Source organism: Burkholderia sp. CpTa8-5, assembly GCF_017815045.1.
GTDB classification, from domain to species: Bacteria; Pseudomonadota; Gammaproteobacteria; order Burkholderiales; family Burkholderiaceae; genus Burkholderia; species Burkholderia sola.
Genome location: NZ_JAGIQD010000010.1, coordinates 1 through 26000, shown reverse-complemented (window position 1 = coordinate 26000; position 26000 = coordinate 1). Strand labels below are relative to the sequence as shown.

General features: G+C 67.1%; 25 protein-coding genes. 8 read left to right on the top strand and 17 right to left on the bottom strand.

From position 1 onward, the window contains the following. The first annotated feature begins 136 nt into the window (after positions 1–136). From dalD to J8I35_RS16955, 3 genes are all read left to right on the top strand, one after another. Positions 137–1531: a D-arabinitol 4-dehydrogenase gene (gene dalD, locus J8I35_RS16965; RefSeq protein ID WP_209926290.1), complete on the top strand. Its 1395-nt coding sequence runs from the start codon at positions 137–139 to the stop codon at positions 1529–1531. A gap of 105 nt (positions 1532–1636) precedes the next feature. Next, positions 1637–3118 (top strand): xylulokinase, encoded by a 1482-nt coding sequence (xylB, locus tag J8I35_RS16960; protein ID WP_175977455.1) that lies wholly within the window; start codon positions 1637–1639, stop codon positions 3116–3118. Positions 3119–3181: 63 nt separating this feature from the next. After that, positions 3182–4195, top strand: coding sequence for a sugar-binding transcriptional regulator (locus J8I35_RS16955; protein WP_011546075.1), 1014 nt, complete (start codon positions 3182–3184; stop codon positions 4193–4195). A gap of 100 nt (positions 4196–4295) precedes the next feature. Here J8I35_RS16955 and ugpC read toward each other — a convergent pair whose 3' ends face one another. The 8 genes from ugpC to J8I35_RS16915 form a co-directional block, all read right to left on the bottom strand. After that, entirely contained in the window at positions 4296–5405 is a 1110-nt protein-coding gene (gene ugpC, locus J8I35_RS16950; protein WP_124557316.1) for a sn-glycerol-3-phosphate ABC transporter ATP-binding protein UgpC, read from the bottom strand. A gap of 62 nt (positions 5406–5467) precedes the next feature. Next, the gene (locus J8I35_RS16945; protein WP_124595545.1) at positions 5468–6196 is read right to left on the bottom strand and encodes an HAD family phosphatase; all 729 of its coding nucleotides are present in this window, start codon (positions 6194–6196) and stop codon (positions 5468–5470) included. Beyond that, a complete protein-coding gene (locus J8I35_RS16940) occupies positions 6193–7044 on the bottom strand; it encodes a carbohydrate ABC transporter permease (protein WP_050016995.1) in 852 nt (283 codons plus the stop codon). Before J8I35_RS16940 ends, J8I35_RS16945 begins: the two co-directional genes overlap by 4 nt. Beyond that, positions 7041–7994, bottom strand: a complete 954-nt coding sequence (locus J8I35_RS16935) for a sugar ABC transporter permease (RefSeq protein WP_209926289.1) — start codon at positions 7992–7994, stop codon at positions 7041–7043. Before J8I35_RS16935 ends, J8I35_RS16940 begins: the two co-directional genes overlap by 4 nt. A 113-nt stretch (positions 7995–8107) precedes the next feature. Then, positions 8108–9433 carry a sugar ABC transporter substrate-binding protein gene (locus J8I35_RS16930; RefSeq protein ID WP_006477974.1) on the bottom strand — a complete coding sequence of 442 codons (1326 nt, stop codon included), beginning with the start codon at positions 9431–9433 and terminating at the stop codon, positions 8108–8110. A gap of 71 nt (positions 9434–9504) precedes the next feature. After that, positions 9505–10869 carry a D-tagatose-bisphosphate aldolase, class II, non-catalytic subunit gene (locus tag J8I35_RS16925; RefSeq protein ID WP_209926288.1) on the bottom strand — a complete coding sequence of 455 codons (1365 nt, stop codon included), beginning with the start codon at positions 10867–10869 and terminating at the stop codon, positions 9505–9507. Beyond that, complete coding sequence (locus J8I35_RS16920; protein ID WP_050016991.1) at positions 10857–11813, bottom strand: sugar kinase; 957 nt, start codon at positions 11811–11813, stop codon at positions 10857–10859. Before J8I35_RS16920 ends, J8I35_RS16925 begins: the two co-directional genes overlap by 13 nt. A gap of 79 nt (positions 11814–11892) precedes the next feature. Then, positions 11893–12669: an L-iditol 2-dehydrogenase gene (locus tag J8I35_RS16915; RefSeq protein ID WP_050016989.1), complete on the bottom strand. Its 777-nt coding sequence runs from the start codon at positions 12667–12669 to the stop codon at positions 11893–11895. A 330-nt stretch (positions 12670–12999) separates the two neighbouring features. On the opposite strand from J8I35_RS16915, the gene J8I35_RS16910 reads away from it, so the two are divergent. Genes J8I35_RS16910 through J8I35_RS16895 form a run of 4 tightly spaced genes read left to right on the top strand, consistent with a single transcriptional unit; the run spans position 13000 to position 16106 of the window. Further along, positions 13000–13461 (top strand): Fur family transcriptional regulator, encoded by a 462-nt coding sequence (locus J8I35_RS16910; protein WP_209926281.1) that lies wholly within the window; start codon positions 13000–13002, stop codon positions 13459–13461. 46 nt (positions 13462–13507) lie between these two features. Further along, positions 13508–14419: a metal ABC transporter solute-binding protein gene (locus J8I35_RS16905; protein WP_209926279.1), complete on the top strand. Its 912-nt coding sequence runs from the start codon at positions 13508–13510 to the stop codon at positions 14417–14419. A 21-nt stretch (positions 14420–14440) separates the two neighbouring features. Beyond that, on the top strand, positions 14441–15331 hold the full coding sequence (locus tag J8I35_RS16900; RefSeq protein WP_209926277.1) for an ABC transporter ATP-binding protein: 891 nt from the start codon (positions 14441–14443) through the stop codon (positions 15329–15331). Continuing rightward, the gene (locus J8I35_RS16895; protein WP_089435841.1) at positions 15324–16106 is read left to right on the top strand and encodes a metal ABC transporter permease; all 783 of its coding nucleotides are present in this window, start codon (positions 15324–15326) and stop codon (positions 16104–16106) included. Before J8I35_RS16900 ends, J8I35_RS16895 begins: the two co-directional genes overlap by 8 nt. A 24-nt stretch (positions 16107–16130) precedes the next feature. Here J8I35_RS16895 and J8I35_RS16890 read toward each other — a convergent pair whose 3' ends face one another. From J8I35_RS16890 to J8I35_RS16870, 5 genes are all read right to left on the bottom strand, one after another. Further along, on the bottom strand, positions 16131–16427 hold the full coding sequence (locus J8I35_RS16890) for a hypothetical protein (protein WP_209926275.1): 297 nt from the start codon (positions 16425–16427) through the stop codon (positions 16131–16133). 16 nt (positions 16428–16443) lie between these two features. Next, the gene (locus J8I35_RS16885; protein WP_209926274.1) at positions 16444–17103 is read right to left on the bottom strand and encodes a hypothetical protein; all 660 of its coding nucleotides are present in this window, start codon (positions 17101–17103) and stop codon (positions 16444–16446) included. Positions 17104–17307: 204 nt separating this feature from the next. Beyond that, on the bottom strand, positions 17308–18156 hold the full coding sequence (fghA, locus tag J8I35_RS16880; RefSeq protein WP_209926272.1) for an S-formylglutathione hydrolase: 849 nt from the start codon (positions 18154–18156) through the stop codon (positions 17308–17310). A 16-nt stretch (positions 18157–18172) separates the two neighbouring features. Next, entirely contained in the window at positions 18173–19279 is a 1107-nt protein-coding gene (locus tag J8I35_RS16875; protein ID WP_006483756.1) for an S-(hydroxymethyl)glutathione dehydrogenase/class III alcohol dehydrogenase, read from the bottom strand. 215 nt (positions 19280–19494) lie between these two features. Further along, positions 19495–20976, bottom strand: a complete 1482-nt coding sequence (locus J8I35_RS16870) for an FGGY family carbohydrate kinase (RefSeq protein ID WP_209926270.1) — start codon at positions 20974–20976, stop codon at positions 19495–19497. Between the two features lie 439 nt (positions 20977–21415). Here J8I35_RS16870 and J8I35_RS16865 point away from each other — a divergent pair, with 439 nt between their 5' ends. Further along, entirely contained in the window at positions 21416–22792 is a 1377-nt protein-coding gene (locus tag J8I35_RS16865) for a nucleobase:cation symporter-2 family protein (RefSeq protein ID WP_050016976.1), read from the top strand. Positions 22793–23039: 247 nt separating this feature from the next. Here J8I35_RS16865 and J8I35_RS16860 read toward each other — a convergent pair whose 3' ends face one another. The 4 genes from J8I35_RS16860 to J8I35_RS16845 are packed head-to-tail and all read right to left on the bottom strand — an operon-like array spanning position 23040 to position 25384. Further along, entirely contained in the window at positions 23040–23480 is a 441-nt protein-coding gene (locus J8I35_RS16860; protein ID WP_209926262.1) for a hypothetical protein, read from the bottom strand. A gap of 25 nt (positions 23481–23505) precedes the next feature. Next, entirely contained in the window at positions 23506–24159 is a 654-nt protein-coding gene (locus tag J8I35_RS16855) for a M35 family metallo-endopeptidase (protein ID WP_209926259.1), read from the bottom strand. Then, the gene (locus tag J8I35_RS16850) at positions 24156–24710 is read right to left on the bottom strand and encodes a hypothetical protein (protein ID WP_124557327.1); all 555 of its coding nucleotides are present in this window, start codon (positions 24708–24710) and stop codon (positions 24156–24158) included. Before J8I35_RS16850 ends, J8I35_RS16855 begins: the two co-directional genes overlap by 4 nt. Further along, a complete protein-coding gene (locus J8I35_RS16845; protein WP_209926256.1) occupies positions 24707–25384 on the bottom strand; it encodes a PAAR domain-containing protein in 678 nt (225 codons plus the stop codon). Before J8I35_RS16845 ends, J8I35_RS16850 begins: the two co-directional genes overlap by 4 nt. Positions 25385–26000 lie beyond the last annotated feature (616 nt).

Below are 26000 nucleotides of genomic sequence, written 5' to 3'. Positions count from 1 at the left end.
CGTACGCCACCGCAGCGCACCATCGAAATGCCGTGTCCGCGCCTTGACTTTCGCTCGCCCGAATACGATCATTCGCTCACACAAAGAGCAAATGATCGTATTCGACAGGATAGACAGCCAGGAACAGGAGACACGGATGAGCGAATCGTCCTCCGCCCACGCGCCCGTGCTGCTGCACATCGGCGCGGGCTCGTTTCACCGCGCGCACCAGGCGTGGTATCTGCATCGCGTGAACGCGGCCGTGCCGGCCGACGAACGCTGGTCGCTGACCATCGGCAACATCCGCGACGACATGCGCGCGACGATGGACGCGCTGGCCGCCCAGCACGGCGCGTACACGCTCGAAACCGTCACGCCGCAAGGCGAGCGCGCGTACGAGACGATCCGTGCGATCACGCGCGTGCTGCCGTGGTCGATCGACCTCGCCGCGCTGATCGACGCGGGCGCCGATCCAGCCTGCCGGATCGTGTCGTTCACCGTCACCGAAGGCGGTTACTACCTCGACGAACACAACCGGCTCGACGTCGCGAACGCCGATCTCGCCGCCGACCTGCAGGGCGCGCGCACGACGCTGTACGGCGCGCTCGCGGCGCTGCTCGCCGAACGTGTGAAGCGCGGCGCGGGCCCACTCACGCTGCAGAGCTGCGACAACCTGCGCAACAACGGCGCACGCTTTCGCGCGGGGATGCGCGAATTCCTCGAACGGCGCGGCGAAGGCGGCCTGCTCGCGTGGTTCGATGCGCACGTCGCGACGCCGAGCGCGATGGTCGACCGCATCACGCCGCGCCCGACCGCCGACGTGCGCGAGCGCGTGCGGGCGGCCACCGGCATCGACGACGCGTGCCCGGTGATGGGCGAATCGTTCATCCAGTGGGTGATCGAGGACCGCTTCGCGGCCGGCCGGCCGCGCTGGGAACTGGCCGGCGCGGAACTCGTCGACGACGTGCATCCGTACGAGGAAGCGAAGATCCGCATCCTTAACGCGACGCACAGCTGCATCGCGTGGGCCGGCACGCTCGCGGGCTACACCTACATCCATGAAGGCACGCACGACGCGGCAATCCGCCGCTTCGCGCACGGCTACGTGACGCAGGACGTGATCCCGTGCCTCACGCCGAGCCCGCTCGATCTCGCGCGCTATCGCGACGTCGTGCTGGAGCGCTTCGGCAACCCGTACGTGCTCGACACGAACCAGCGCGTCGCGGCCGACGGCTTCTCGAAGATTCCCGGCTTCATCGCGCCGACGCTCGTCGAATCGTTCGCGCGCGGCGCCGCGCCGGTCGCCACCGCCGTGCTGCCCGCGCTGTTCCTGCGCTTTCTCGAACGCTGGGCGCGCGGCACGCTGCCCTATGCGTACCAGGACGGCGTGATGGACGACAGCAGCGCACGCGCGATCGTCGAAGCCGACGACCCCGTCGTCGCGCTGTGCGCCAACCGCGCGCTGTGGGGCTCGCTCGCCGGCAACGCGGCGCTGTTCGATGCGTTGCGCGCCGGGCTCGCGCGCGTCGACGCCTGGCTCGCCGCGCGTTGACGACGCGCGCGCCGGCGCCCGGCCGCGCAGCCGGGCGAACCCGCTTGGCACAGGCCGTGCGGCACGGCTAAAGTAGCGGCTCCTCACCGACCGAACGGATCGCTCATGTATCTCGGCATCGACCTCGGCACCTCGGAAGTGAAGGTGCTGCTGCTGGCCCCGGACGGCACGGTGGTCGGCACCGCGGGCTCGCCGTTCACCGTGTCGCGCCCGCACCCGCGCTGGGCGGAACAGCATCCGGACGACTGGTGGCAAGGCACGCTCGCCGCGCTCGCGGCGCTGCGTGAACGGCATCCCCACGCGTTCGCGCAGGTGCGCGGCATCGGCCTGTCGGGCCAGATGCACGGCGCGGTGCTGCTCGGCCGCGACGACCGCGTGCTGCGCCCCGCGATCCTGTGGAACGACATGCGCAGCGCCGACGAATGCGCGCTGCTCACCGAACGTGCGCCCGACCTCCACGCGCTGGCCGGCAACCTCGCGATGCCCGGCTTCACCGCGCCGAAGCTGCTGTGGGTCGCGAAGCACGAACCCGACGTGTTCGCGGCCACCGCGTGCGTGCTGATGCCGAAGGATTACCTGCGGTTCCGGCTGACCGGCGCGAAAGTGTCCGATCCGTCCGACGCGGCCGGCACGCTGTGGCTCGACGTCGCGCGCCGCGACTGGTCCGATGCGCTGCTCGCCGCGTGCGGGATGACGCGCGAGCAGATGCCGCGCATCGTCGAAGGCAACGCGCCGTCCGGCACGCTGCGCGCGGACGTCGCACGCGAGCTCGGGCTGTCGGAGGCCGTGTTGGTCGCGGGCGGCGGCGGCGACAACGCGACGAGCGCGCTCGGCATCGGCGCGATCCACGCGGGCGACGGCTTCGTGTCGCTCGGCACGTCGGGCGTGCTGAGCGTGGTCGGCGATCGCTTCATGCCGAATCCCGCGTCGGCCGTGCATGCGTTCTGCCATGCGATTCCCGATCGCTGGCAACTGATGAGCGTCGTGCTGTCGGCCGCGAGTTGCCTGCGCTGGGTCTGCAAGCTGACCGGCACCGACGAGCCCGCGCTGCTCGCCGAAGTCGAGGCGCTCGATCCCGACGCGCTCGCGGCGGCGCCGCTGTTCCTGCCCTACCTGTCCGGCGAACGCACGCCGCACAACGATCCATACGCGCAGGGCGTGTTCTTCGGGATGACGCATGCGACCGAGCGCGCGCACTTGGGCTACGCGGTGCTCGAAGGCGTGACGCTCGGCCTCGCCGACGGCCTCGACGCGCTGCACGCGGCCGGCGTCGAAACCGACCAGCTGTCGCTGATCGGCGGCGGTGCGCGCAGCGCGTTCTGGGCGCAACTGATCGCGGACGCGCTGAACGTGCGCACGCAGCAGATCGGCGGCGGCGAAACGGGCGCGGCGCTCGGCGCGGCGCGGCTCGGTTGGCTGGCCGTCGGCGGCGACGCGCATACGGTGCTGACCAAGCCGCCGGTACGCGCCGAATACGCACCGGATGCCGCTCGCCATGCGCGGCTGCGCGAACGCCTCGATGCGTTCCGCACGCTGTACCGTCACGTGCGGCCGCTGTACGAGCCGTCGCGCGCGCGGCTCGCGTAGGCGCGCATGTCGCACGGCCGGCCGCAGGCCAGCCGCGCGACATGCGTTACAGTGGATGCCGTCATGCGGCCCGCCGGCCGGCCCGCGGGGCGGCCCCCCGATCCGAACCGAATCGCTATCGTGTCCAAGTCCTCAGAAAAACTCGATCTCGCCACGCGCGCCGCGTGGCTCTATTACGTCGCGGGCGACACGCAGAACGAAATCGCCGAAAAGCTGCAGGTGTCGCGCCCCGTCGCGCAGCGTCTCGTCGCGTTCGCGGTCGAGAAGAACCTGATCCGCGTGCGCGTCGACCATCGGCTCGCCGACTGCCTCGACCTCGGCGCGCAGCTGTCGAAACGCTACGGCCTCGCGATGTGCGAAGTCGTGCCCGTCGACGCCGATGCGCCCGACGCGATCGACCGCAAGCTCGCGGTCGCCGGCGCGCAGGTGATGGAGCGCTACCTGAACGAGACGCGACCGATGGTGATCGCGGTCAGCAGCGGCCGGACGCTGAAGGCCGCGGTCGCGCAGATCGCGCAGATCGACCGCCCGCAGCACCGGCTCGTGTCGATGGTCGGCGCGATCGCGGCCGACGGTTCGTCGAACCGCTACGACGTCGCGCAGTACATCTCCGAGAAAACCGGCAGCAAGCATTTCCTGCTGCCCGCGCCGCTGTTCGCCGACAGCGACGCCGAACGCGCGCAGTGGTGCAACCACCGGCTGTACCGGATCGTCGAGGCGCTGTCCGGCGAGGCCGACGTCGCGTTCGTCGGGATCGGCAACATCGGCCCGCACTGCCCGCTCTACGAAGACGGCTTCATCACCGAACAGGAGCGCGACGAGATGACCGCGCTCGGCGCGGTGGCCGAGCTGCTCGGCGTGCCGATCGACGCGCAGGGCACGCAGATCACCGTGTCGACGAGCGCGCGCGTGACCAGCGTCGCGCTCGCCACGCCGCCGAAGCTGCCGACGATCGCGTTCGCCGGCGGCCCGAAGAAACACGACGCGGTGATTGCCGCACTGCGCGGCGGCTGGCTGTCGGGGCTCGTCACCGACGAAGCGTGCGCGCGCGCCGCGCTCGCGGCGAAGGCGGCCTGACGCTGCCATAGATCCTGCGCGGCGCTCGGCCGTACCGGCATTGCTTCGCGCTACCGCGGGGGACGCACGATCGACGCGCAAACCGCCGAACACCGACGCGTCACGCCGCCTTCGCGTGCACGCTCAGCCGCCGGAACGCCTGCCCGTTTTCGTCGAACAGGTGACAGTGCTCCGCCTGCGCATGCACGCGCAACGCGTCGCCGGTGCGGTACGTGTCGAGCGGCGGAATCCGCGCGATCAGCCCGTCCGGCGCGACGGCCGATTCCGCATACAGATATGCGGCATCACCGAGCGACTCGACCGCCATCGTGCGCGCGGCAACGCCCGCGGCGGCCGCATCGACCAGCAGATGCTCGGGCCGCACGCCCACGGTCACCGCCGCGCCACGTTGCAGCCCCGCCGCGTCCACCGCGACACGCTGCGTCTCGCCGCTGTCGAAGCGCACGAGCACGCCGCCCGCATCGGCCGATTCGACCGTGCCCTTCAGGAAGTTCATCTTCGGCGAGCCGATGAAGCCCGCGACGAACTGGTTCGCCGGCGCGTGATAGAGCGCGTTCGGCGTGCCGACCTGCTGCACCGCGCCGCCCGACAGCACGACGATCTTGTCGGCGAGCGTCATCGCCTCGACCTGGTCGTGCGTCACGTAGATCATCGTCGTCTTCAGCTCGTCGTGCAGTCGCGCGAATTCCAGCCGCATCTTCACGCGCAGCGCGGCGTCGAGGTTCGACAGCGGCTCGTCGAACAGGAACACCTTCGGCTTGCGCGTGATCGCGCGACCGATCGCGACGCGCTGCCGCTGGCCACCCGACAGCTGCTTCGGCTTGCGGTCGAGCAGATGATCGATGTGCAGGATTTTCGCGGCCTGCTTCACCGCCTGGTCGATCTCGGGCTTCTTCGCGCCGGCGAGCTTCAAGCCGAACGCCATGTTGTCGTACAGCGTCATGTGCGGGTACAGCGCATACGACTGGAACACCATCGCGATGCCGCGCTTCGCGCTCGGCACGTCGTTGACCTTCGCGCCGTCGATCAGCAGGTCGCCGTTCGAAATGTCTTCGAGGCCGGCAATCATCCGCATCAGCGTGGATTTGCCGCAGCCGCTCGGGCCGACGAACACGACGAATTCGCCGTCGGCGATGTCGAGGTTCACGTTGCGCAGCACTTCGGTGTCGTCGTAGCGCTTCGCGATGTTGCGCAGGAGCACGCTTGCCATGATCTGTCTCCGTTCGTTCGTGATGCGCCGCGTTGAAAGCGGCGCGCCTTCGTTCCTGATTGCTAGTTCGGCAGCACCTCGCCCGTCGCCTGCCAGCGCGCGACGTAGCCGGGCAGCTCGTGCATGTCGTCGAATACGTGACGCGCGCCGATGCCGCGCAGCGCGTCGATCTGGGCCGCCGATGCGTGCCCGCCGCCGATGAAGCCGAGCACCGTCATGCCGGCCGCGGCCGCGGCGGTGATGCCGGTCACGCTGTCCTCGACGACGAGGCATTGCGCGGGCACCGCGCCGAGCGTGCGTGCGGCTGCCAGATACACGTCCGGCGCCGGCTTCGGCCGCGCGACCGCATCCGCGCAGAACAGCCGGTCGCCGAAGAAGCGCGCGAGGCCCGTGCGCGCGAGCGCCGCTTCGACGTACGTACGGTAGCTGTTGCTCGCGCAGGCCGTCGTCAGGTCGATCGCGGCCAGCGCCGCGTCGATGCCTTCGACCATCGGCGCATTCACGGCCGCCGCCTCGACCGCGCAGCGGATCGCGTCGACGTCGCCGGCCGATAGCGTGCGGCCCACGGCGTCGCTCGCGCCGGCCAGTACGCGCTCGATGCGCAGCCCGAGCAGCGGCATCACGGCCGGCCGTGCGTCGACCCCTGGCCAGCGTGCATCGAGTTCGCGCACGATCACGTCGGCGGCCACGGCCTCGCTGTCGATCAGCACGCCGTCGCAATCGCAGATCAGCACGTTCACGCCGTGGCCGGTCGTACGTTTGCCAGCGGCACCTTTGCTTGCATCGCTCATTTAACCGCCCCGAACGTGAGCCCGCGCACGAGCTGCTTCTGCGACAGCCAGCCGACGATCAGGATCGGCGCGACCGCGAGCAGCGACGCCGCGGACAGCTTCGCCCAGAACAAGCCTTCGGGGCTCGAGTACGACGCGATGAATACGGTCAGCGGCGCGGCGTTCGAGCTCGACAGGTTGATGCTCCAGAACGCCTCGTTCCACGACAGGATCACGAGCAGCAGCGCGGTGGACGCGAGCCCCGGCAGCGCCATCGGCATCAGCAGGTAGACGATCTCCTGCCACGTCGATGCGCCATCGATCCGCCCGGCCTCCAGGATGTCCTTCGGGATTTCGTTGAAGTACGTGAAGGTCATCCACACCGCGATCGGCAGGTTGATCAGCGTGTAGACGATCACGAGGCCCGATACCGTGTCGAGCAGCCCCGCGTTCTTCCACAGCAGGTAGATCGGCACCAGCACGCCGACCGACGGCATCATCTTCGTCGACAGCATCCACAGCAGCACCTTCTGCGTGCGATGGTTCGGGAAGAACGCCATCGCGTACGCGGCCGGCACCGCGAACAGCAGCGAGATCACGGTGACGCCGGCCGAGATCAGGATCGAATTCCACGCGAACCCGAAGTAGTTGCTGCGCGCGAACACCTCGCGAAAGCTGTCGAGCGTCGGGATGAAGAACAGCGACGACGCGTACGCCTGCTGCTCGGTCTTGAACGCGGTGATCGCCATCCAGAAGATCGGGAAGAACAGCAACAGCGCGATCAGCCACGCGAGCGTGCCGGGCAGCGCACGCCGCACGAGGTCGAACACGGCCGGCGTGCGCCGGCCCGCCAAGGTCAGGTCGCTCATTTTTCGTACTCCCCCTTCAGGTTGCGCGCGAGCATCCGCACCAGGAAGAACGACACGACGTTCGCGACCACGACGGCGATGATGCCGCCCGCGGACGCGAGGCCGACGTCGAACTGCTGCAGGCCGAGCGCATAGATCAGGTACGACAGGTTGGTCGTCGCGTCGCCGGGGCCGCCGCCGGTCGTCGTGTAGATTTCCGCGAAGATCGACAGCAGGAAGATCGTCTCCATCATCACGACCACGGCGATCGCGCGCTTCAGGTGCGGCAGCGTGATGTAGAAGAACATCGCGATCGGGCCGGCGCCGTCGATGCGCGCGGCTTCCTTCTGCTCCTGGTCGAGCGACTGGATCGCGGTGAACAGGATCAGGAACGCGAACGGCAGCCACTGCCATGCAACGATGAAGATCACCGCGGTCAACGGGTAGTCGGCGAACCAGTCGATCGGCGTCATCCCGAGCGCGCGCATCGCGTTCGCGACGAGCCCGTACACCGGATGCAGGATCATGTTCTTCCAGATCAGCGCGGAAACCGTCGGCATCACGAAGAACGGCGCGATCGCGAGCAGGCGCGCGACGCCCTGCCCGTAGAACTTGCGGTCGAACAGCACGGCCATCAGCACGCCGCCGATCACGGTGATCGCGAGCACCGCACCGATCAGCACGAGCGTGTGCCAGATCGCCGGCAGGAACGACGGATCGGTCGCGAGGAAGCGGTAGTTGTCGAACCCGGCGAAGCCCTTCACGTCCGGGTTCAGCAGGTTGTAGCGCGAGAACGAATACCAGATCGTCATCGCGAGCGGAATCGACATCCACAGCAGCAGCACCGCGACGGACGGCGACACGAGCCAGCTCGCGCCGCCGCGCGCGCGGCGCGGCGCGCCGGGCGGCGACGACGCGTCGCCGACCGACGGCGCGTGAGCATGGCTCAGGGGAAGACGCAGGTGACGCATGACGGAGTCCCTCCGGTTGATGCGCGGGCGCGAACGGCCTGCCCGCCTGTCGGCCTCGCCGGCCCGCGCCGTGTGCGATGGCGCACGACGCGGGCCGCGCGACGGCTTGCGCGTTACTTCTTGTAGCCTGCCTGCCGCACTGCGCGGTCGGCGGCGGCCTGGCCCGCGGCGAGCGCCTGGTCGACCGACATCTGGCCCGCGACCGCGCCCGCGATCGACTGGCCGACCACCGTGCCGAACGACTGGAATTCAGGAATCCCGACGTACTGCACGCCCGTGTACGGCACCTTCTTCAGCGACGGATCGTTCGGGTCGGCCGTCTCGATCGCCTTCAGCACGAAGTCCGAGAACGGCGCGGCGGCCTTGTACTCGGCGCGCTGATACGTCGACGTGCGCGTGCCCGGCGGCACCGACGCCCAGCCCTCGTCCTTGCCGACCATCTCGATGTACTGCTTCGACGTCGCCCACGCGATGAACTTGCGCGCGGCGTCCTGCTGCTTCGACGTCTTCGGCACGGCCAGCGCCCACGCCCACAGCCAGTGCGAGCCCTTCGGCGTCGCGGCGACCGGCGCCGCCGCGAAGCCGATCTTGTCGGCCACCTGCGACTGCTGCTTGTTGTAGAGCATCCCGGCCGCGACCGTCGCGTCGATCCACATCGCGCACTTGCCGGACGCGGTCAGCGTCAGGTTCTCGTTGAAGCCGTTCGAGCTCGCGCCCGGCGGGCCGTTCTTCTTCAGCAGGTTCACGTAGAAATTGATCGCCTTCTTCCATTCGGGCGACGTGAGCTGCGCATTCCAGTTCTCGTCGAACCACCGCCCGCCGAACGTGTTCACGACCGTCGACACGTACGCCATGTTCTCGCCCCAGCCGGCCTTGCCGCGCAGGCAGATCCCGTAGGTGCCCTTCGACTTGTCGGTCAGCTTGTCCGCGAATTCGGCGATCTGGTCGTAGGTCGGCTGGTCGGGCATCTTCAGCCCCTTCGCCGCGAACAGGTCCTTGCGGTAGAACGTCATCGAGCTTTCGACGTAGAACGGCAGCGCGTACAGCTGGCCGTTGTACGACAGGCTGTCGCGCGCGGTCTTCACGATGTCGTTCAGGTCGTAGTCGGCGGGCAGGCCCGTGATCGGCGCGAGCCAGCCGCGCTTGCCCCACTGCGGCGTTTCGTAGGTGCCGATCGCCATCACGTCGAACTGGCCGCTGCCGGTCGTGATGTCGGTCGTCGCGCGCTGGCGCAGCACGTTCTCCTCGAGGATCACCCAGTTCAGCTTGATGTCGGGGTTCGCCTTCTCGAACGCCGGCGACAGCTTCTTCAACTCGATCATGTCGGGATTGTTCAGCGTCGCGATCGTCAGCGTGCCGGCGGACGCCGCGCAGGCCGCCGTCGCGAGCGCGGCTCCGGCGAAACAGCGTGCGGCGGCGTCGAGCATCTTTCGTTGCATGGCATGTCTCCTGTGATTGTTCGAAATGTCGTCGGTCTTGCGTGGTGTTGCGTCGCTTCCTTCGCGGTCCGTCATGCCGGCCGCTGCATCCCGCACGCGCGCGCATAGTGCGCGATCACGTCGCGTATCCGGTGGCGCACCCATGCGCGCGGCTCCTTCGCGAGGCCGCCCGCGCGGCACGCCGCGTAGACGTCCGGCAGCCACTGCGCGACGAGCGTCTCCGGCACCGGCTGCCGCGCGAGGTTGTCGAACAGTTGCTCGACCGCGGCCGCGACGGCCGGCTGCAGCCAGTAATAGCGGATGCGGTCGCTGTAGCTGAACTGGCGCGCGAGCCGCTGCGCGGTCTCGTCGCCGCGGTAGTACGGCGCCCAGTGCTCGGGCTGCGCGCGCATCGCCGCGTCGACGACGTCGCGCAACCGCGAGCGCTGCGCGACGTCGTCGATCAGCGCGTCCTCGATGTACGTCAGCGCGAACAGCGCCTCGCGCAGCGCGAACGTCAGCGCGGGGCCGACCTTCAGCACCGCGAAGTGGTCGCGCACGAGCGCGGCGAGCGCGGCTTCGGTCTGATAATCGGTCGAATGCGCTTCGAATACGAGGCGCGGTGTCTGCAGGATACTCGCGCCGAGCGACGCCGCCTTCGCGCTGTCGTAGTCGAGCACGTGGCGATCGTCGAAGTCGACGCCCGGCTGCGCGACGATCGCGACGACGCGCGTCCACGCATCGTCGAGCCCGGCCGCCGCGAACGCGCGGCGGTGCGCGTCGAGCGTCGCCGCGATGCTGTCGCTGCGCGTGACCGCGATCTGCGCAATCGCGTCGCCGCTCGCGTCGTTACCAGCCTCGCCGCTCACTTCGCCGCCCGGCGTCGGCACCTCCGTGCCGATCACGTAGACGGGCGCGATCCCGGCGCGCGCCGCCGCGTCTTCCGCGACGCGGCACAGCTCGGCCGCGCGCGCGGCGATCGTGCGATCGTCGAGCCGCGCCGGATCGTCCGCGCACGCCATGCTCGCATCGAGATGGATCTTTTCGAAACCGGCTTCGACGTAGGCCGCGATCATCGTGGCCGCTTCACGCATCGCGTCGGCCGCGCGGCGGTGCCTCCACGGGTTCGGGCCGAGATGGTCGCCGCCAAGCACGAGCGCCGACGGCGCGAGCCCGCAGCGTGCGGCGATCTCATCGACGTCGCGACGAAAATCGGCGGGCGTCATGCCCGTATAGCCGCCGAGATGGTTCACCTGATTGCAGGTCGCCTCGATCAGCAGCGGCGAGCCGTCGGCTCGCGCGGCTTCGCACGCGGCCTCCAGCACGAGCCGGTGCGCGCTGCAGATCGAATAGATGCCGCGCTGCGCGTCCGCGCGGTTCGCGTCGAAGATCATCCGCAGCACGGTGTCCGCGTGCGCGGTGCGCGTGCGCTCGGCAACGGTCGTCAGGCCGGACATGCGATACCTCGTTCGGTCAGGAAACGGTCGATCTCGGCCGCGCTGCTGTTGCCTTCCATCGGGCCGCGCCGCGTGACCGCGATCGCACCGGCCGCGTTCGCGCGGCGCAGCGCGACGTCGACGGCCAGGCCCGCGACGAGGCTCGCGACCAGCGTGCCGCCGAAGCAGTCGCCGGCGCCGGTCGGATCGACTTCGTCGACCGGAAAGGCCGGCGCTTCGGCCCGGTTCGCGCGATCGAACGCGACGCTGCCTTGCGCGCCGCGCTTGAGCACGACGCGCTCGAGCAGCGGATGCGTCGCGAGCAGGCCCGCGATCGCGCGCTCGGCCGGCTGCGGCCCGCAGAAGAACGGCAGGTCGGCTTCGCTCGGCAGGAACAGGTGACACGCGGCGAGCATCTCGTCGAGCGCCGCGCGCATCGGGCGGAAGCTCAGCATTTCGGGCCGCACGTTCGGATCGAACGACACCTTGGCGCCCGCGCGCGCGGCCTCGATCACGCCGCGCTGCACGGCCGCGATCGCCGATTCGCTCGTCAGCGACGAGCCCATCACGTGGAAATAGCGGCAGCCGTCGAACATCGCGGTGTCGACGTCGGACGCATCGACGCACGCGGCCGCACTGGTCGAAAGCGTGAACACGAAACTGCGCGAACCGTCGTCGCGATACGCGACGAATGCGGTGCCGGTCGGGCGCGCGACGCGGCGAATGCGCGCGACGTCGACGCCGTCGCGGGCGAGCCGCGCGACGATCGCATCGCCGAACGCGTCGCGGCCGACACAGCCCGCATATGCGACGCGCGCGCCGAGCCGCGCGGCCTGATCGGCGAAGATCGCCGGCGCGCCGCTCGGGAACGGTCCTTCGAACAGGCCGGGCGTATCGAAACCCTGGCCGCGCTCGGCGGCGACGAATTCCGCCAGCAGTTCGCCGGCGACGACGATCTCGGCCATCAGGCGAGCCCTCCTCGGTCGACGGCGGCCGCCGCGTCGCGGGCCGGCCGGCAGGTGGCGCGTGCGAGCGGCAACATTTTCAGCTCATCCAGTTGCCGCCGTCGACGTTCAGCGTCTGGGCGGTGATGTAGTCGGCGTCGGCCGACGCGAGGAACAGCGCGGCGCCCGTCAGGTCGCCCGGCACGCCCATGCGCCCGAGCGGCACCGCTTCGCCGACGAGCCGCTTCTTCTCGCCGAGCGGCCGGTTCTCGTAGCGTGCGAACAGCGCATCGACCTGCTCCCACATCGGCGTGTCGACCACGCCAGGCGCGATGCCGTTCACGTTGATCCGGTGTGGCGCGAGCGCCAGCGCGGCCGACTGCGTATAGCTGATCACCGCGGCCTTGGTCGCGCAGTAGTGCGAAACGAGCGCCTCGCCGCGACGGCCGGCCTGCGACGACATGTTGACGATCTTGCCGCCGCGCCCCTGCTCGACCATCCGCTGCGCGACGGCCTGCATCAGGAAGAACAGCCCTTTCACGTTGACCGAGAACAACCGGTCGAACACGTCCCACGATTCGTCGAGGAGCGGGCGCATGTCGAACAGCGCCGCGTTGTTGAACAGGATGTCGACGCCGCCGAAGCGCTCGACCGCCGTCGCGACGATCCGCTCGATGTCGTCGCGGCGCGTGACGTCGGCCGTGACGGCCACCGCGCGGCCGGGGTTGGACTCGATCAGCCGCGCGAGCGAACCGCCTGCCGGCTTCACGTCGACGAGCACGCAGCGCGCGCCCTCGTCCAGATAGCGTTGCGCGACCGCTTCGCCGATGCCGCTTGCGGCGCCCGTCAGGATCGCGACCTTGTGTTCCAGTCTCACTGGCTGTCTCCGGTTCGTTCTTGCTGCACGACGGTCGCGAGGTGAGCGAACGCTCTCCGACCGATCAATTGCTCTGTTAGTGATCGAATGATCGGATACGCGATACGCGCTGTCAAGACGACGCGACGGCTTTCTATGACGCGCTGCGGCACGACGGCGCACGGCTGCATCCCGCCGCGCCCGCGCTGCAAGGCAAGAAGCGCACGGTGCGGCGCAGTGGCATCGATGCTGACGGGGATGGAGGAAGGACGGAAAACGGAATTGGCACTGCACGGCGCAGCGATACGTTATATCATCGCGATACTGTGTTTCATCGCCCTGCTTCACGCCATGGCTACCTCATCGCCCATCGACGCCCGGCTGTCCCGGGCCGACGCATTCGCCGCCGAGCACGGGCTCGCGTGGACGCCGCTGCGCCGCCAGGTCTACGAACGCGTGCTGGCTGCGCAGCGCCCGATCGGCGCGTACGACCTGCTCGCCGAACTCGAGCCGCAGCGCGGCCGCGTGCCGCCCACGACCGTCTATCGCGCGCTGGATTTTCTCGTCGAGCACGGCTTCATCCACCGGATCGAATCGAAGAACGCGTTCCTCGCGTGCTGCGAGATCGGCGTGCCGCACGAAGGCCAGTTCCTGATCTGCGATTCGTGCGGCGACACCGTCGAGATTCCCGGCGGCGACCTCGCGAAGCAGTTGTCCGCGAGCGAGCCCGCGCACGGTTTCGAAGTCCACCACCAGGTCGTCGAGCTGAGCGGCCTGTGCGGGCACTGCAAGCGCAAGCCCGCACAACGCTGACGCGCATCGCGCGGCGCCCGTGCCGCGCCTTCCATCGAGGAGTTTCATGTCCATTGCCCTGAAGCGCGCGCCGCGGCGCGCCCTGTCGCCTGTCCGCTGGCTCACCGCCGCTGCCGCCGCCCTGTCGCTCGCGGCGCCTGCGTTCGCGCAGGCCGCGACCGTCAACGTCGTGGCCGCCGAGAATTTCTACGGCGACGTCGCGTCGCAGATCGGCGGCAGCCATGTCGCGGTGACGAGCATCCTCAGCAATCCGGACCAGGATCCGCACCTGTTCGAAGCGAGCCCGAAGACGGCCCGCGCGCTGCAGCACGCGCAGGTCGTGATCTACAACGGCGCCGACTACGATCCGTGGATGGGCAAGCTGCTCGGCGCATCGAAGCAGGCGAAGCGCGCGACGATCGTCGTCGCCGATCTCGTCGGCAAGAAGGCCGGCGACAACCCGCACCTGTGGTACGACCCGGCGACGATGCCGGCCGCCGCACGCGCGATCGCGGCCGAACTCGGCCGCGCCGACCCGGCGAACCAGGCCGAGTACGAGGCGAACCTGCAAAAGTTCGTCGCGTCGCTGAAGCCCGTCGACGACAAGGTCGCCGCGCTGCGCGCGAAGTACAAGGGCGTGCCGGTGACGGCCACCGAGCCCGTGTTCGGCTACATGTCGGACGCGATCGGCCTCGACATGCGCAACCAGCGCTTCCAGCTCGCGACGATGAACGACACCGAGGCGAGCGCGCAGGACGTCGCCGCGTTCGAGGGCGACCTGCGCAAGAAGCAGGTGCGCGCACTGATCTACAACAGCCAGGCCGAAGAGCCGATGACCAAGCGCATGCTGAAGATCGCACGCGACGGCGGCGTGCCGACCGTCAGCGTCACCGAAACGCAGCCGGCCGGCAAGACCTTCCAGCAATGGATGATCGGCCAGCTCGACGCGCTCGGCAGCGCGCTTTCATCCGGCAAGTAAGTAATAGACGACCGTCACGACATGACCGCCACTCCCCACGCCCTCGCCCTCGATCGCGTCACGCTCGAACTGGGCGGCCGCACGATCCTGCGCGACGTCAGCTTCTCGATCGAGCCCGGCGAATTCGTCGGCGTGCTCGGGCCGAACGGCGCGGGCAAGACGACGCTGATGCGCGCGGTGCTCGGCCTCGTCCCCGTGTCGGCCGGCACGCTGTCGGTCGGCGGCGTGCCGGTCGTGCGCGGCAACGCGTCGATCGGCTACATGCCGCAGATCAGAAGCGGCCTCGCGAACCGCCGGATGCGCGGCTACGATTTCGTCGCGATGGCCGCCGACGGCCATCGCTGGGGCTTGCCGCACCCGAACGCGGCCACGCGCCGCGACGTCGATCGCGTGCTCGATCTCGTCGGCGGCCCGTCGCTCGCGCGCCGGCCGCTGTCCGAACTGTCGGGTGGCGAGCGCCAACGGCTGCTGCTCGCGCAATGCCTGCTCGGCAACCCGAAGCTGCTGCTGCTCGACGAGCCGCTGATCAGCCTCGACCCGAACCACCAGCGCGGCGTCGTCGAGCTCGTGCGCAACGTGCAGCGCGAGCTCGGCATCACCGTGCTGTTCTCCGCGCACGAACTGAATCCGCTGCTGAACGCGCTCGACCGCGTGCTGTATCTCGGCAACGGCGTCGCGGCGCTCGGCACCGTCGACGAGGTGATCACGAAGCCCGTGCTGTCGCGGCTCTACGGATCGCCGATCGACGTGATGCGCGTGAACGGCAAGATCTTCGTGATGTCCGGCGACGTCGAAATCGAAAAGCACGATCACGAACACGAGGACGACGACGGCCATTCGCACGGCGGTGGCGGCGGCCACGGCCATCACCACCACGGACACGCTCATCCCGGGCATTCGCACGATGTTTGAATACGACTTCATGATCAACGCGTTCGCCGCGTCGGGGATCGTCGCGGTGCTCGCGGGCATCGTCGGCTATTTCCTGGTGCTGCGCGGGCAGACCTTCGCCGGCCATGCGCTGTCGCACGTCGGCTTCACCGGCGCGACGGGCGCGGTACTGCTCGGCATCTCGCCGATCTGGGGGATGGTCGGCTTCACGCTCGCGGCCGGGATCGGCATGGGCGCGCTCGGCGAAAAGCTCGCGGGCCGCGACGTCGCGATCGGCGTGATCCTGTCCGGCGCGCTCGGCTTCGGCCTGCTGTTCCTGCACTTCTACACGTCGTTCGCGACGCAGGTCACCGCGCTGCTGTTCGGCAACGTGCTCGCGGTCAGTCACGACACGCTCGCGGTGCTCGCGGGCATCGGGGCCGTGAGCCTCGCCGCGCTCGCGCTGATCGCGCGGCCGCTGCTGTTCGCGTCGCTGCAGCCCGAACTCGCCGAAGCGAAGGGCGTGTCGCTGCGCACGGTGTCGATGCTGTTCCTCGCGGTGTGCGCGCTCGCAGTGGCCGCGGCGACGCAGATCGTCGGCGTGCTGCTCGTGTTCACGCTGCTGGTCGGGCCGGCCGCGGCCGCGCAGAACGTGTCGACGCGGCTGTCGACGGGCGTGCTGCTCGCCGCGCTGTTCGCGCTATTCGAAGCGTGGGCCGGCATCGTGCTCGCGTATCACACCGACTGGCCGACGAGTTTCTGGATTACGGCGCTGTCGGCGCTCGTATATGGGGCGAGCCTGCTGCGCAGGGCATGACGACGGACATGTCGACAGACGGCGTCATGTGATGGCGTGCCACGCACATATGCCCGTTGCCGCGAGCATCAACAGCCCGATCCACGGTTTGGCACCTGCGGCTGCGGATCTCGCGAGCAGCACAACCTGAGCAGCCGCGACGGCGATCAGCAGTACATAGGCGACAAGCGCCCGGTCGCCCGCTTCGTCCCGAATCGCTCCGATCGTGACGGATGGGTCGACTTCGTGCATCCATGCGTACTTGTTTCCGGCGATCGCGACAACGACGAGCAAGCCGATTACGCATGCGACGTGAATGGCAAAGCGGAAGAGACGAGTCATATTCGCGCCCTGAATATTACTGCACGAGCCGGGTGAAACGCGACCAATGCGTAGCGATGAAATTACCGTAACTGGTATTTTGCTTGATCTGATCGAGAGATAATCCGCTTCCTCGATTGTAGCGGGCGCCGATGATGCGAATCTGATCCATCGAAAACGGATACTGGAATCCATCGCGCAACGCCAATTGGCGGAGATGTCGTGCAACGACGTCGATATTGAAGACATCGCGTTGAAGGCAGTGCGCCAAACTCCGGAATTGCGACGCCGACATTGCCGAAGGGTCCATTCCCAGCGTTTGCGCTGCCGTGCGAAGCTGCATGCTGACCGGACCGAACGACGTCATTGCCGGATGGCGCGTAAGCGTCAGATGCTTGTCGACGAATAGCGGACCGCTCCAGTCGAACGTGCGCACTTCGAATGCCATGCGATCGATGAATTCTGGGTCCCCGCCCACCTCGATCCAACATACGCCCGCGAGCATTTCCGGCGGCAGAAAGTTTCGCCCCGCTGCTGCCCGGATATGCGACTTGTTGTGCATGACCCATGCATCCTTGAACGCCTGGATGTATTTGATGCCGCCATTCCATCGCTCGGGCACGAGTTTCCACGCAAACAGATTAATTAGCCCCCAGCTAGGGGAGTTGTTTGACACCTCGCAAACCATGTCATCCATTCAGGTCAAAGCCTCGCTCGAATAAACTTCACCACGATTAAATCGTCGATCATTATTCGGCGAATCGATTTGATATCCTATAGAACGAGTACGAATTTGCGGCAGCGTGTGATTTTTTCGGGCGGCCGCCCCCCGTTGGAAGCGTAACGAAGGATGACAGCCACGTCGCCCGCTGAAGCGCAACGACGTGGCGTCAGAGGCTGCTCACCTCGCAAGCACACGCGCATGATGCGCGACGTGATCGGCGATGAACGTCGAGATGAAGTAGTAACCGTGGTCGTAGCCCGGATGGCGGCGCAGCGTCAGCGGCTGGCCGGCCTTCGCGCACGCGGCCTCGAACACGTCGGGGTTCAGCTGGTTCGCGAGGAATTGATCGGCCAGCCCCTGGTCGATGAGAATGCCTTCCGCGAACTTCGGCGCATCGGCGCGCGCGACCAGCTCGCTCGCGTCGTGCGCCTTCCACGCGTCGCGATCGGCGCCGAGATAACCGGAGAACGCCTTCTCGCCCCACGGGCAGCGCGTCGGCGCGGCGATCGGCGCGAACGCCGACACCGACCGATACAGGCCCGGATGACGCAACGCGAGCGTCAGCGCACCGTGCCCGCCCATCGAGTGCCCGAAGATGCCGAGCCGTGCGCCGTCGATCGGCAGCTCGGCCGTGACGAGTTCGCGCAGCTCACCCGTCACGTACGACTCCATCCGGTAATGCGTGGACCACGGCGCTTCGGTCGCATCGACGTAGAAACCCGCGCCAACGCCGAAGTCCCACGCATCGGTCTCGCCCGGCACGCCCGCGCCGCGCGGGCTCGTATCGGGCATCACGAGCGCGATGCCGTGCTGCGCCGCGTATTGCTGCGCGCCGGCCTTGATCGCGAACGTCTCGTCGGTGCACGTGAGCCCCGCGAGATAGAACAGCGCCGGCAGGCGCCCCTGCGCGGCCTGCGGCGGCACGTACACCGAGAACTTCATCGGCAGGCCGATGGCCGCCGAATCGTGACGGTAGAAACGCTGCTCGCCGCCGTGGCACGCATGCGAGGAAACGAGTTCGAGCATGGCGATGCGCTCCCGGTCAGTACAGCACGACCGAGCGGATCGACTCGCCGGCCTTCATCAGGTCGAAGCCTTCGTTGATCCGCTCGAGCGGCAGCGTATGCGTGATCAGGTCGTCGATGTTGATCTTGCCTTCCATGTACCAGTCGACGATCTTCGGCACGTCGGTGCGCCCGCGCGCGCCGCCGAACGCCGAGCCCTTCCATTCGCGGCCCGTCACCAGCTGGAACGGACGCGTGCTGATTTCCTCGCCCGCTGCCGCGACGCCGATGATGAACGACTGGCCCCAGCCCTTGTGCGTGCATTCGAGCGCCTGGCGCATCAGCTTCACGTTGCCGACGCATTCGAACGAATAGTCGGCGCCGCCGTCGGTCAGCTGCACGATGTGGTCGACGACGTTCTCGACTTCGTTCGGGTTGATGAAGTGCGTCATCCCGAACTTCTTCGCGAGCTCGACGCGCTTCGGGTTGATGTCCACGCCGATGATCTTGTCCGCGCCGACCATCTTCGCGCCCTGGATCACGTTCAGGCCGATCCCGCCGAGGCCGAATACGACCACGTTCGCGCCGGCCTCGACCTTCGCCGAGTACACGACCGCGCCGACGCCCGTCGTCACGCCGCAGCCGATGTAGCAGATCTTGTCGAACGGCGCGTCCTCGCGCACCTTCGCGACCGCGATCTCCGGCACGACGATGTAGTTCGAGAACGTCGACGTGCCCATGTAGTGGAACAGCGGCTTGCCGTCGAGCGAGAAGCGCGACGTCGCGTCCGGCATCAGGCCCTTGCCCTGCGTCGCGCGGATCTTCTGGCACAGGTTGGTCTTGCGCGACAGGCAGAACTTGCACTCGCGGCATTCGGGCGTGTAGAGCGGAATCACGTGGTCGCCCTTTCTCACGGTGCCGACGCCGGGGCCGACGTCGACCACCACGCCCGCGCCTTCATGGCCGAGGATCGCCGGGAAGATCCCTTCCGGATCGGCGCCCGACAGCGTGTAGTAGTCGGTATGGCAGATGCCCGTCGCCTTCACTTCGATCAGCACTTCGCCGGCGCGCGGCCCTTCGAGATCGACTTCCTCGATCGTCAGCGGCGCACCGGCCTTCCATGCAATCGCGGCTTTCGTTTTCATCGTGTCACTCCTCTGTGTGTCGGTGAGATCGGCCCGGGCCGGCGTGCGGCGCCAGCCCGGGTTTCATGCAAGGCGGTCGAAGCCGTGCCGCGCGGCACGGCGCAAGAATATCGTGCTCGCCATGATGGCCGCTCCCGCCGCGCATCGCGTGCGCGAAACGGTCGCCGGCTTGCCAGGATGCGTCATCGCTGGCGCAAAAGAACAAGTGGTCGAGTTTAAACGCCCGTCGTGAACCATGCATCCGTGCGGGCATACAGATCGACGAAGCGCGCGTGGCGTACGGCCAGCAGGCGGTCGTCGTGCGGTGCCGCGACCGGCGCAGCAGCCGGCGCCAGCGCGCGCAACGCGTCTTCACGCCAATGCCCGATCGCGACGCCCGCGAGCAAGGCGGCGCCGCGCGTCGCGGCGTTCGGGCAATCGATCGCGTGCAGCGACGCGCCGAGCGCATCGGCGAGCAACTGGCGCCAGCGCGGATCGACCGAGCCGCCGCCCGCGAGACGCAGCGTCGTCACCGCGTCACGGCGATCGGCATCGCGGATCGCATCGAGCCCCGCGCGCAACGCGAACGCGACGCCCTCGAACGCGGCGCGCATCATCGCGCCGCGCGTGTCGCCGAGCCCGAGGCCGAGCCAGCCGCCGCGCGCATCGGGGTTCATCCACGGCGAACGCTCGCCGGTCAGGTACGGCAGGAAGCACAGCCGCTCGGACGCCGGCTGCGCGAACGCGTCGTCATACGCATCGGCCCATTGCGCGTAGCCGAGCCAGCCGCGCACGGCTTCGAGCGCGAGCCCGACGTTCTGCATCGCCGCCATCGTGTAATAGCCGCCGCCCGTCGCCGCACGATAGCGATGCAAGCCGCGCCGCGCGGGCGGCAACGCATCCGCGAGCACGACGATCTGCCCGCCGCTGCCGGTCGTCAGCAACGCATCGCCTGCCGCGGCCAGCCCGCTGCCGAGCGCCGCGCATGCGGTGTCGGCCGCGCCCGTCGCGAGCGGCACGCCTGCCGGCAGGCCGAGCGCGGCGGCGGCCTGCGCGCCGAGCATGCCGCAGCGCGCGGTGGACGCGCGAACCGGCGCGAAGCGGTCGGCCGGCAGGCCGAGCGTGTCGATCAATGCAGTGTCCCACGCGCCGTCGGGCGTCGCGAGCGCCGTTGCGCACGCGTCGCTCGGATCGGCCGCCACGTCGCCACCGAGCGCGATGCGCAGCCAGTCCTTCGGCTGCACGGCCCAGCGCGCGGCGCGTAGCGCGTCGGGTTCGTGCGCCGCCAGCCAGCGCAACAGCGGGCCGGCCATGCCGGGCGCGACGGGGTTCGGGACGACGGGTAATCCGGCGACGGGTAATCCGGCGACGGGCCATCCGGCGGCAGGCCAGTCGGCCGCGTCCGCCTCGCGCACCGCGCGTGTGTCGGGCCACAGCAGCGCGGGCCGCACCGGCTGGCCGGCCGCGTCGATCAGCACGACGCCATGCATCTGGCCCGAAAAGCCGATCGCCGCGACCTGCGCACGCTCGTCGCCCGGCAGCCGCGCGGCCGCGCGCACGAGCGCCTGCCACCACGCGTCGGGCGCGATTTCCGCCCAGCCGGGCTGCGGCGACGACAACCCGTAAGGTTCGCTCGCGACGGCCCGCTCGACGCCGTCGGCATCGAGCGTGACGAGTTTGACGGAGCCGGTGCCGAGGTCGATTCCGAGCAGGCGCATGAGCTAAGAGGGATTCGAATGAACGGATGTCGATGATAACGGGATCGCGATGCGCACCGCGCTTTTTGCCGCCGCGTCGACGCATCGACCGTGGGGTCGGGCCGGCGCGTTCCACCGGGCTGCACCTTGCACGCAAAAGCGGCCGTTCGCGGGTTAACCCGGCACGATTTCCGAACACCGCTTTTTGCCACTATGCTGCCCGCCCGATACACACCATAAAGCACCCCATATTTGACAGGGGGGCCGGCGCTATTTTGAAGCGCTATAAAACCGGCACACCTCACTCCCGCGGCAGTTTCCCGATGATCGTCCCCCTGTTCCATACCGAAATGGCATATCGAACCAGCAAAGAACGGAATAGAACCCAGTGCTCTTGTTGCATGGATTCATTCCGAATAACTTCGTATCACCCCGAAAACAAGATCATGGAGTGAGACAGATGCAATCGAACACGGTCCATCCGTGCGATGAGGTGCTGCCGACCGGCAAGCTGGTAACGCTTGGCCTGCAACACGTCCTCGTCATGTACGCCGGCGCCGTCGCCGTGCCGCTTATCGTCGGCGCGGCGCTCAAGCTGCCGAAAGACCAGATCGCGTTCCTGATCAGCGCCGATCTGTTTTCGTGCGGCATCGCCACGCTGATCCAGACGCTCGGCCTGTGGATCTTCGGGATCCGCCTGCCGGTCATCATGGGCTGCACGTTCGCGGCCGTCGGTCCGATGATCGCGATCGGCACGAACCCGGGCCTCGGCATTCTCGACATCTTCGGTTCGACCATCGCGGCCGGCATCATCGGCATCGTGCTCGCGCCGACGATCGGCAAGCTGTTGCGGTTCTTCCCGCCCGTGGTGGTCGGCACGGTGATCGCGGTGATCGGGCTGTCGCTGATGGAAGTCGGCATCAACTGGGCGGCCGGCGGCGTCGGCAACCCCGAGTACGGCAGCCCCGTCTATCTCGGCCTGTCGTTGCTCGTGCTCACGCTGATCCTGCTGATCAACAAGTTCGGCCGCGGCTTCATCGCGAACATCTCGGTGCTGCTCGGCATCGTCGCCGGCTTCGTGATCGCGTTCGCGATCGGCCGCGTGAACACGGAAGGCGTGTCGCTAGCACCGTGGGTCGGCTTCGTGATGCCGTTCCACTTCGGCTGGCCGCACTTCGACCCGCTGTCGATCGTGACGATGGTCACGGTGATGTTCGTCACGTTCATCGAATCGACCGGCATGTTCCTCGCGGTCGGCGACATGGTCGATCGCCCGGTCAACCAGGAGCGCCTCGTGCGCGGCCTGCGCGTCGACGGCCTCGGCACGCTGATCGGCGGCATCTTCAACTCGTTTCCGCATACGTCGTTCTCGCAGAACGTCGGCCTGATCGGCGTGACGGGCGTGAAGAGCCGCTTCGTGTGCGCGACTGGCGGTGTGATCCTCGTGCTGCTCGGGCTGTTCCCGAAGATGGCGCAGGTCGTCGCGTCGGTGCCGCCGTTCGTGCTCGGCGGCGCGGGCATCGTGATGTTCGGGATGGTCGCCGCGAACGGCATCAAGGTGCTGTCGAAGGTCGACTTCGTGAACAACTCGCACAACCTGTTCATCGTCGCCGTGAGCGTCGGCATGGGCCTCGTTCCGGTCGTGTCGCCGCACTTCTTCTCGAAGCTGCCGCCCGCGCTCGCGCCGATCCTGCACAGCGGCATCCTGCTGGCGTCGGCCAGCGCCGTGATCCTGAACATCGTGTTCAACGGCGTGAAAGGCGAAAAGGATGCGCGCTGCGAGATTCGGCGCGCGGGGCACGATTTCGACGGGCGGCCCGCTGACGTGCATCACTGATCGCCTCGCGGCGAGCGTCCGCGCGGAGAATCGATAACGAAAAACGCCACGGCATGCCGTGGCGTTTTGCTTTGCGGGGGCGGCGAAAGGCGGGGACGCACGGAGCGATCGTGCGAAGTGCGGTGTGCGATGACGGACACCAAGCACGCGTCGGCTTGTGGCGGCCGGCGCTTACCGCATGGTGCGCAAGGGGTTGCTGCACACCATCAAAATGTGCAGCACTGCGCGGCGGCTCGCGGCCAAGGCCTCATTTCACTTGGCAAGGACATTCATGCGGGCAACCGGGAAGGAAGTCGATTTCTACTCGTCGGCCATTATCCGGCACACCGCTCAAATGATGCGACTTATAAAGCCTGGCGTCGACGTCGATAGGTGCTCGACCAAGCCCCAATGTGACTAGAAGCCCCTTGATACTTTCCGCGCGTTGTTGAGCCAGCACGTGCGGCTGTCTTTCGTCAGCTTCGGCAAGGCCACCGACAGACGTACGATCGAGATTGGGATATTTGAGTTGAAGGTCTATCGCCCAATTGGCCACCCTTGTGAGCTCATCGCCGGACACCTTGGCAGAATCTCTTTCAAACGAAACATCAAGCGTATGGACTGGGGAGCAGGCGAATGTCCCTGCCGAGAAAAATGCGAGTGCGATACATGCCCATATCAATTTTCCGTCGGACCCAATCAGATTCAACCAGGATCGCGCCGCCACACCGCCTCTAATCCTCATAGATAAGATACCCGGCAATGCTATCCGCATTATCGATTGCGAGATCGGGGCGCGTCCGAGCCAAGACCAAGCACTTGCGCATGGAATATTGATGATCCTGAGCGCCAAAAGTGTCGGAGAAGTGAGTGCACTCATGAATCAGTGTCGACAACATCGAGTCCTTTGCACTGGATGTGGGGCGCATCCCACAAAAATTCTCGTGGATACAAATAGTATGTGTAGCGGTGTCCGGGGCGCAAACATGCGCGACGGCACCATCAGGGTCCTTGTTATTCGGCGTACAACCAAGATATCGATCAAGCTCCTCTGATTGGCGAACAAAATTTCCAGGCTTGAGATCGCGCATCACCCGACTTACTCGTGCGAGGCCGACTGTCAGACGTTGCCGAATCGTTTCATCGCTTGAGCCAAACCACGTTGCGACGCGCTGACGTTCGACCGCCCCCCACTTGCGCAAGTCTACGAGCCGTACATCAATCATTTGTACGGCTCTATCGCGTAACGTTAGAACCATACGGCGAAATTCCGCATCAGTCATGTTTGGGCAGATGGGTGGCCCGTTCGATATCAATGCCTCGATCAACGAACCTTCTTTCGTGTCCGTCATCGCCTCTGCAATCTCCACACGATCGCCGTCACTCATTCTGTTTCTCCGATGACCTCGAGCTTTACCGATTCGGCCTCCGGCGTGATCACTCGCACGGTATGCCCCTGCTCATCGGTAATCCCTGAAGCCAGCACGCCGCCACGGCAATCTGTGATCCAATACCGCACGCCCACAACAGGTTTCCTGGACTTCTTGTTGCGAATAACGAACTGCTGATCGTGGACTGCCGTGCCTCTTCTTACCGGGGCGACGCCTAAGCCATGCTTGCCCGTCAACCGCGCCACCTCGTCTGCGGCAAAGGTCATCTTCATGCCGCGCTCGGCATAGAAAACCGGTGGCGGCTTGCAATCGCAGACGTTGATATCACCACTCAACGCCCACGGCTTGCCGTTTGGCCCTGTGCCCGGCCAGCGTGGACCCACCGGGGCGACAAACCCTTCCTGCTTGCATGCCGTGCAGTACGTCTTCATGTACAGCGTTGCGATTTGCACGCGCGGCGGTGGATTGGAACAGGTTACGTCCTCCAATCCTTCTGTAATCGTGGCGCTGCCGCCCTGATCCCCTTTGGCAAGGAAATAACGAATCATGAGGTCTCGCCTCGATGCACAACGGTTGGACGCTTCGCCACGGTGAAGGCGTTAGCGGATACCAGACCATCACGCTCAGGGCTATCGGTAATGACGTCGCCGTTATCCAGTTCGCTACCGACGAAAGCCAGCGACTGGAAGTGTCCGTTATCCACCAGCCCAAGACCGCTTATGATTCGCGCGGTCGAACCGTCTGCGTAGTGAATTTGATCACCCACGACGCCAGCCTTGCCAAGCCCAACGCCGGTGTCCCACGTGCCGGTAGCTTCGCGCAATGCACCGCCTCGCGCGGTCGTGGCTCCTCGTACAGCCAACCTGTATCGCGGCAGTGCAGGCGGCGGCGCATAATCCTCGTTAAACAACCCTCCGGCCGTTTCGCCAACCGGTACGTGAATTCCCGACAACCGCTGAAGCGTTTCGACGATACGATCGCCGTTGCTCAACCTGCTACCCACCAGCGCAAACGGCTTGTCGCTGCAAATCGCATATTCGCCTGCACCATCCACGATGACGGCCTCGCTGCCATCCTCGTAAGTGACGACATCGCCAACACGGGCAACGACAAGCCCGGCGACTGTGAGGCCGCTCGTAGCCTCGGTTACCCGCCCACCGCGCTCAGTGAGCGCGCCGATGGTGGCAAAAAGACGGGTCGGTGCAGTCTGCTCGCTCTTCATCCGGATTTCCTTTCTCGACAATGGGTGAGAAATGCTGCATGCACAATTTGCACGGACGAGAAAAAAGAACCAATCAGACGAGTTCGAATTTCGTATAACTAATCGTTACAAAGACCGTCCAACAGCAAATGAGCCTGAGTTGGGCGAAATGAGCGGGGATTTGGCGGCCGGGCGACAGGCTACCGGAGAGGGATGATCATCGATTGGGCGAAACGAGAATCTGCACGGTTAGTCCGTACGCGTCGTGCTCGACGGCGCCCGGCCCCTGGATTTCGCGCCCGCTGCAGATGTAGACGCGTGTCCCGCGTGGACCGCCGCAGCATTCCCACGCGAGGTTACCGCGCACTTACGGACCAACAATCATGGACGAGCCTTACGTTTCCTTCGTTACGCTTCGCATCGTTCGTAACGGCCGGCTTGCGACAGGACTAACAACGTCCTGCCTGCGCGCGAAGCGACCACACGCAGGCAGGATTACCGCATGTTACCCGTTCGTCGCCGACGCAGGCGCCGGCGCGACCGCCTTGTCGTAGTCGACCGGCGCATCCGGCGCGCGCGGCGCTTCGCCTGCACGCTGGATCCACCCGCCGCCCAGTGCGCGGTACAGATCGACCAG

Excerpts from the sequence above, each read along its gene's own strand:
- J8I35_RS16910 (WP_209926281.1), top strand. The coding sequence starts at position 13,000 with ATGGCTACCTCATCGCCCATCGACGCCCGGCTGTCCCGGGCCGACGCA.
- J8I35_RS16865 (WP_050016976.1), top strand. The coding sequence starts at position 21,416 with ATGCAATCGAACACGGTCCATCCGTGCGATGAGGTGCTGCCGACCGGC.
- J8I35_RS16895 (WP_089435841.1), top strand. The coding sequence starts at position 15,324 with ATGTTTGAATACGACTTCATGATCAACGCGTTCGCCGCGTCGGGGATC.
- J8I35_RS16945 (WP_124595545.1), bottom strand. The coding sequence starts at position 6,196 with ATGAGCGATGCAAGCAAAGGTGCCGCTGGCAAACGTACGACCGGCCAC.
- J8I35_RS16885 (WP_209926274.1), bottom strand. The coding sequence starts at position 17,103 with ATGGATGACATGGTTTGCGAGGTGTCAAACAACTCCCCTAGCTGGGGG.
- J8I35_RS16900 (WP_209926277.1), top strand. The coding sequence starts at position 14,441 with ATGACCGCCACTCCCCACGCCCTCGCCCTCGATCGCGTCACGCTCGAA.
- dalD (WP_209926290.1), top strand. The coding sequence starts at position 137 with ATGAGCGAATCGTCCTCCGCCCACGCGCCCGTGCTGCTGCACATCGGC.
- J8I35_RS16920 (WP_050016991.1), bottom strand. The coding sequence starts at position 11,813 with ATGGCCGAGATCGTCGTCGCCGGCGAACTGCTGGCGGAATTCGTCGCC.
- J8I35_RS16850 (WP_124557327.1), bottom strand. The coding sequence starts at position 24,710 with ATGATTCGTTATTTCCTTGCCAAAGGGGATCAGGGCGGCAGCGCCACG.
- J8I35_RS16875 (WP_006483756.1), bottom strand. The coding sequence starts at position 19,279 with ATGAAAACGAAAGCCGCGATTGCATGGAAGGCCGGTGCGCCGCTGACG.
- J8I35_RS16870 (WP_209926270.1), bottom strand. The coding sequence starts at position 20,976 with ATGCGCCTGCTCGGAATCGACCTCGGCACCGGCTCCGTCAAACTCGTC.
- ugpC (WP_124557316.1), bottom strand. The coding sequence starts at position 5,405 with ATGGCAAGCGTGCTCCTGCGCAACATCGCGAAGCGCTACGACGACACC.
- J8I35_RS16940 (WP_050016995.1), bottom strand. The coding sequence starts at position 7,044 with ATGAGCGACCTGACCTTGGCGGGCCGGCGCACGCCGGCCGTGTTCGAC.
- xylB (WP_175977455.1), top strand. The coding sequence starts at position 1,637 with ATGTATCTCGGCATCGACCTCGGCACCTCGGAAGTGAAGGTGCTGCTG.
- J8I35_RS16845 (WP_209926256.1), bottom strand. The coding sequence starts at position 25,384 with ATGAAGAGCGAGCAGACTGCACCGACCCGTCTTTTTGCCACCATCGGC.
- fghA (WP_209926272.1), bottom strand. The coding sequence starts at position 18,156 with ATGCTCGAACTCGTTTCCTCGCATGCGTGCCACGGCGGCGAGCAGCGT.
- J8I35_RS16935 (WP_209926289.1), bottom strand. The coding sequence starts at position 7,994 with ATGCGTCACCTGCGTCTTCCCCTGAGCCATGCTCACGCGCCGTCGGTC.
- J8I35_RS16905 (WP_209926279.1), top strand. The coding sequence starts at position 13,508 with ATGTCCATTGCCCTGAAGCGCGCGCCGCGGCGCGCCCTGTCGCCTGTC.
- J8I35_RS16930 (WP_006477974.1), bottom strand. The coding sequence starts at position 9,433 with ATGCAACGAAAGATGCTCGACGCCGCCGCACGCTGTTTCGCCGGAGCC.
- J8I35_RS16955 (WP_011546075.1), top strand. The coding sequence starts at position 3,182 with ATGCGGCCCGCCGGCCGGCCCGCGGGGCGGCCCCCCGATCCGAACCGA.
- J8I35_RS16855 (WP_209926259.1), bottom strand. The coding sequence starts at position 24,159 with ATGAGTGACGGCGATCGTGTGGAGATTGCAGAGGCGATGACGGACACG.
- J8I35_RS16890 (WP_209926275.1), bottom strand. The coding sequence starts at position 16,427 with ATGACTCGTCTCTTCCGCTTTGCCATTCACGTCGCATGCGTAATCGGC.
- J8I35_RS16925 (WP_209926288.1), bottom strand. The coding sequence starts at position 10,869 with ATGTCCGGCCTGACGACCGTTGCCGAGCGCACGCGCACCGCGCACGCG.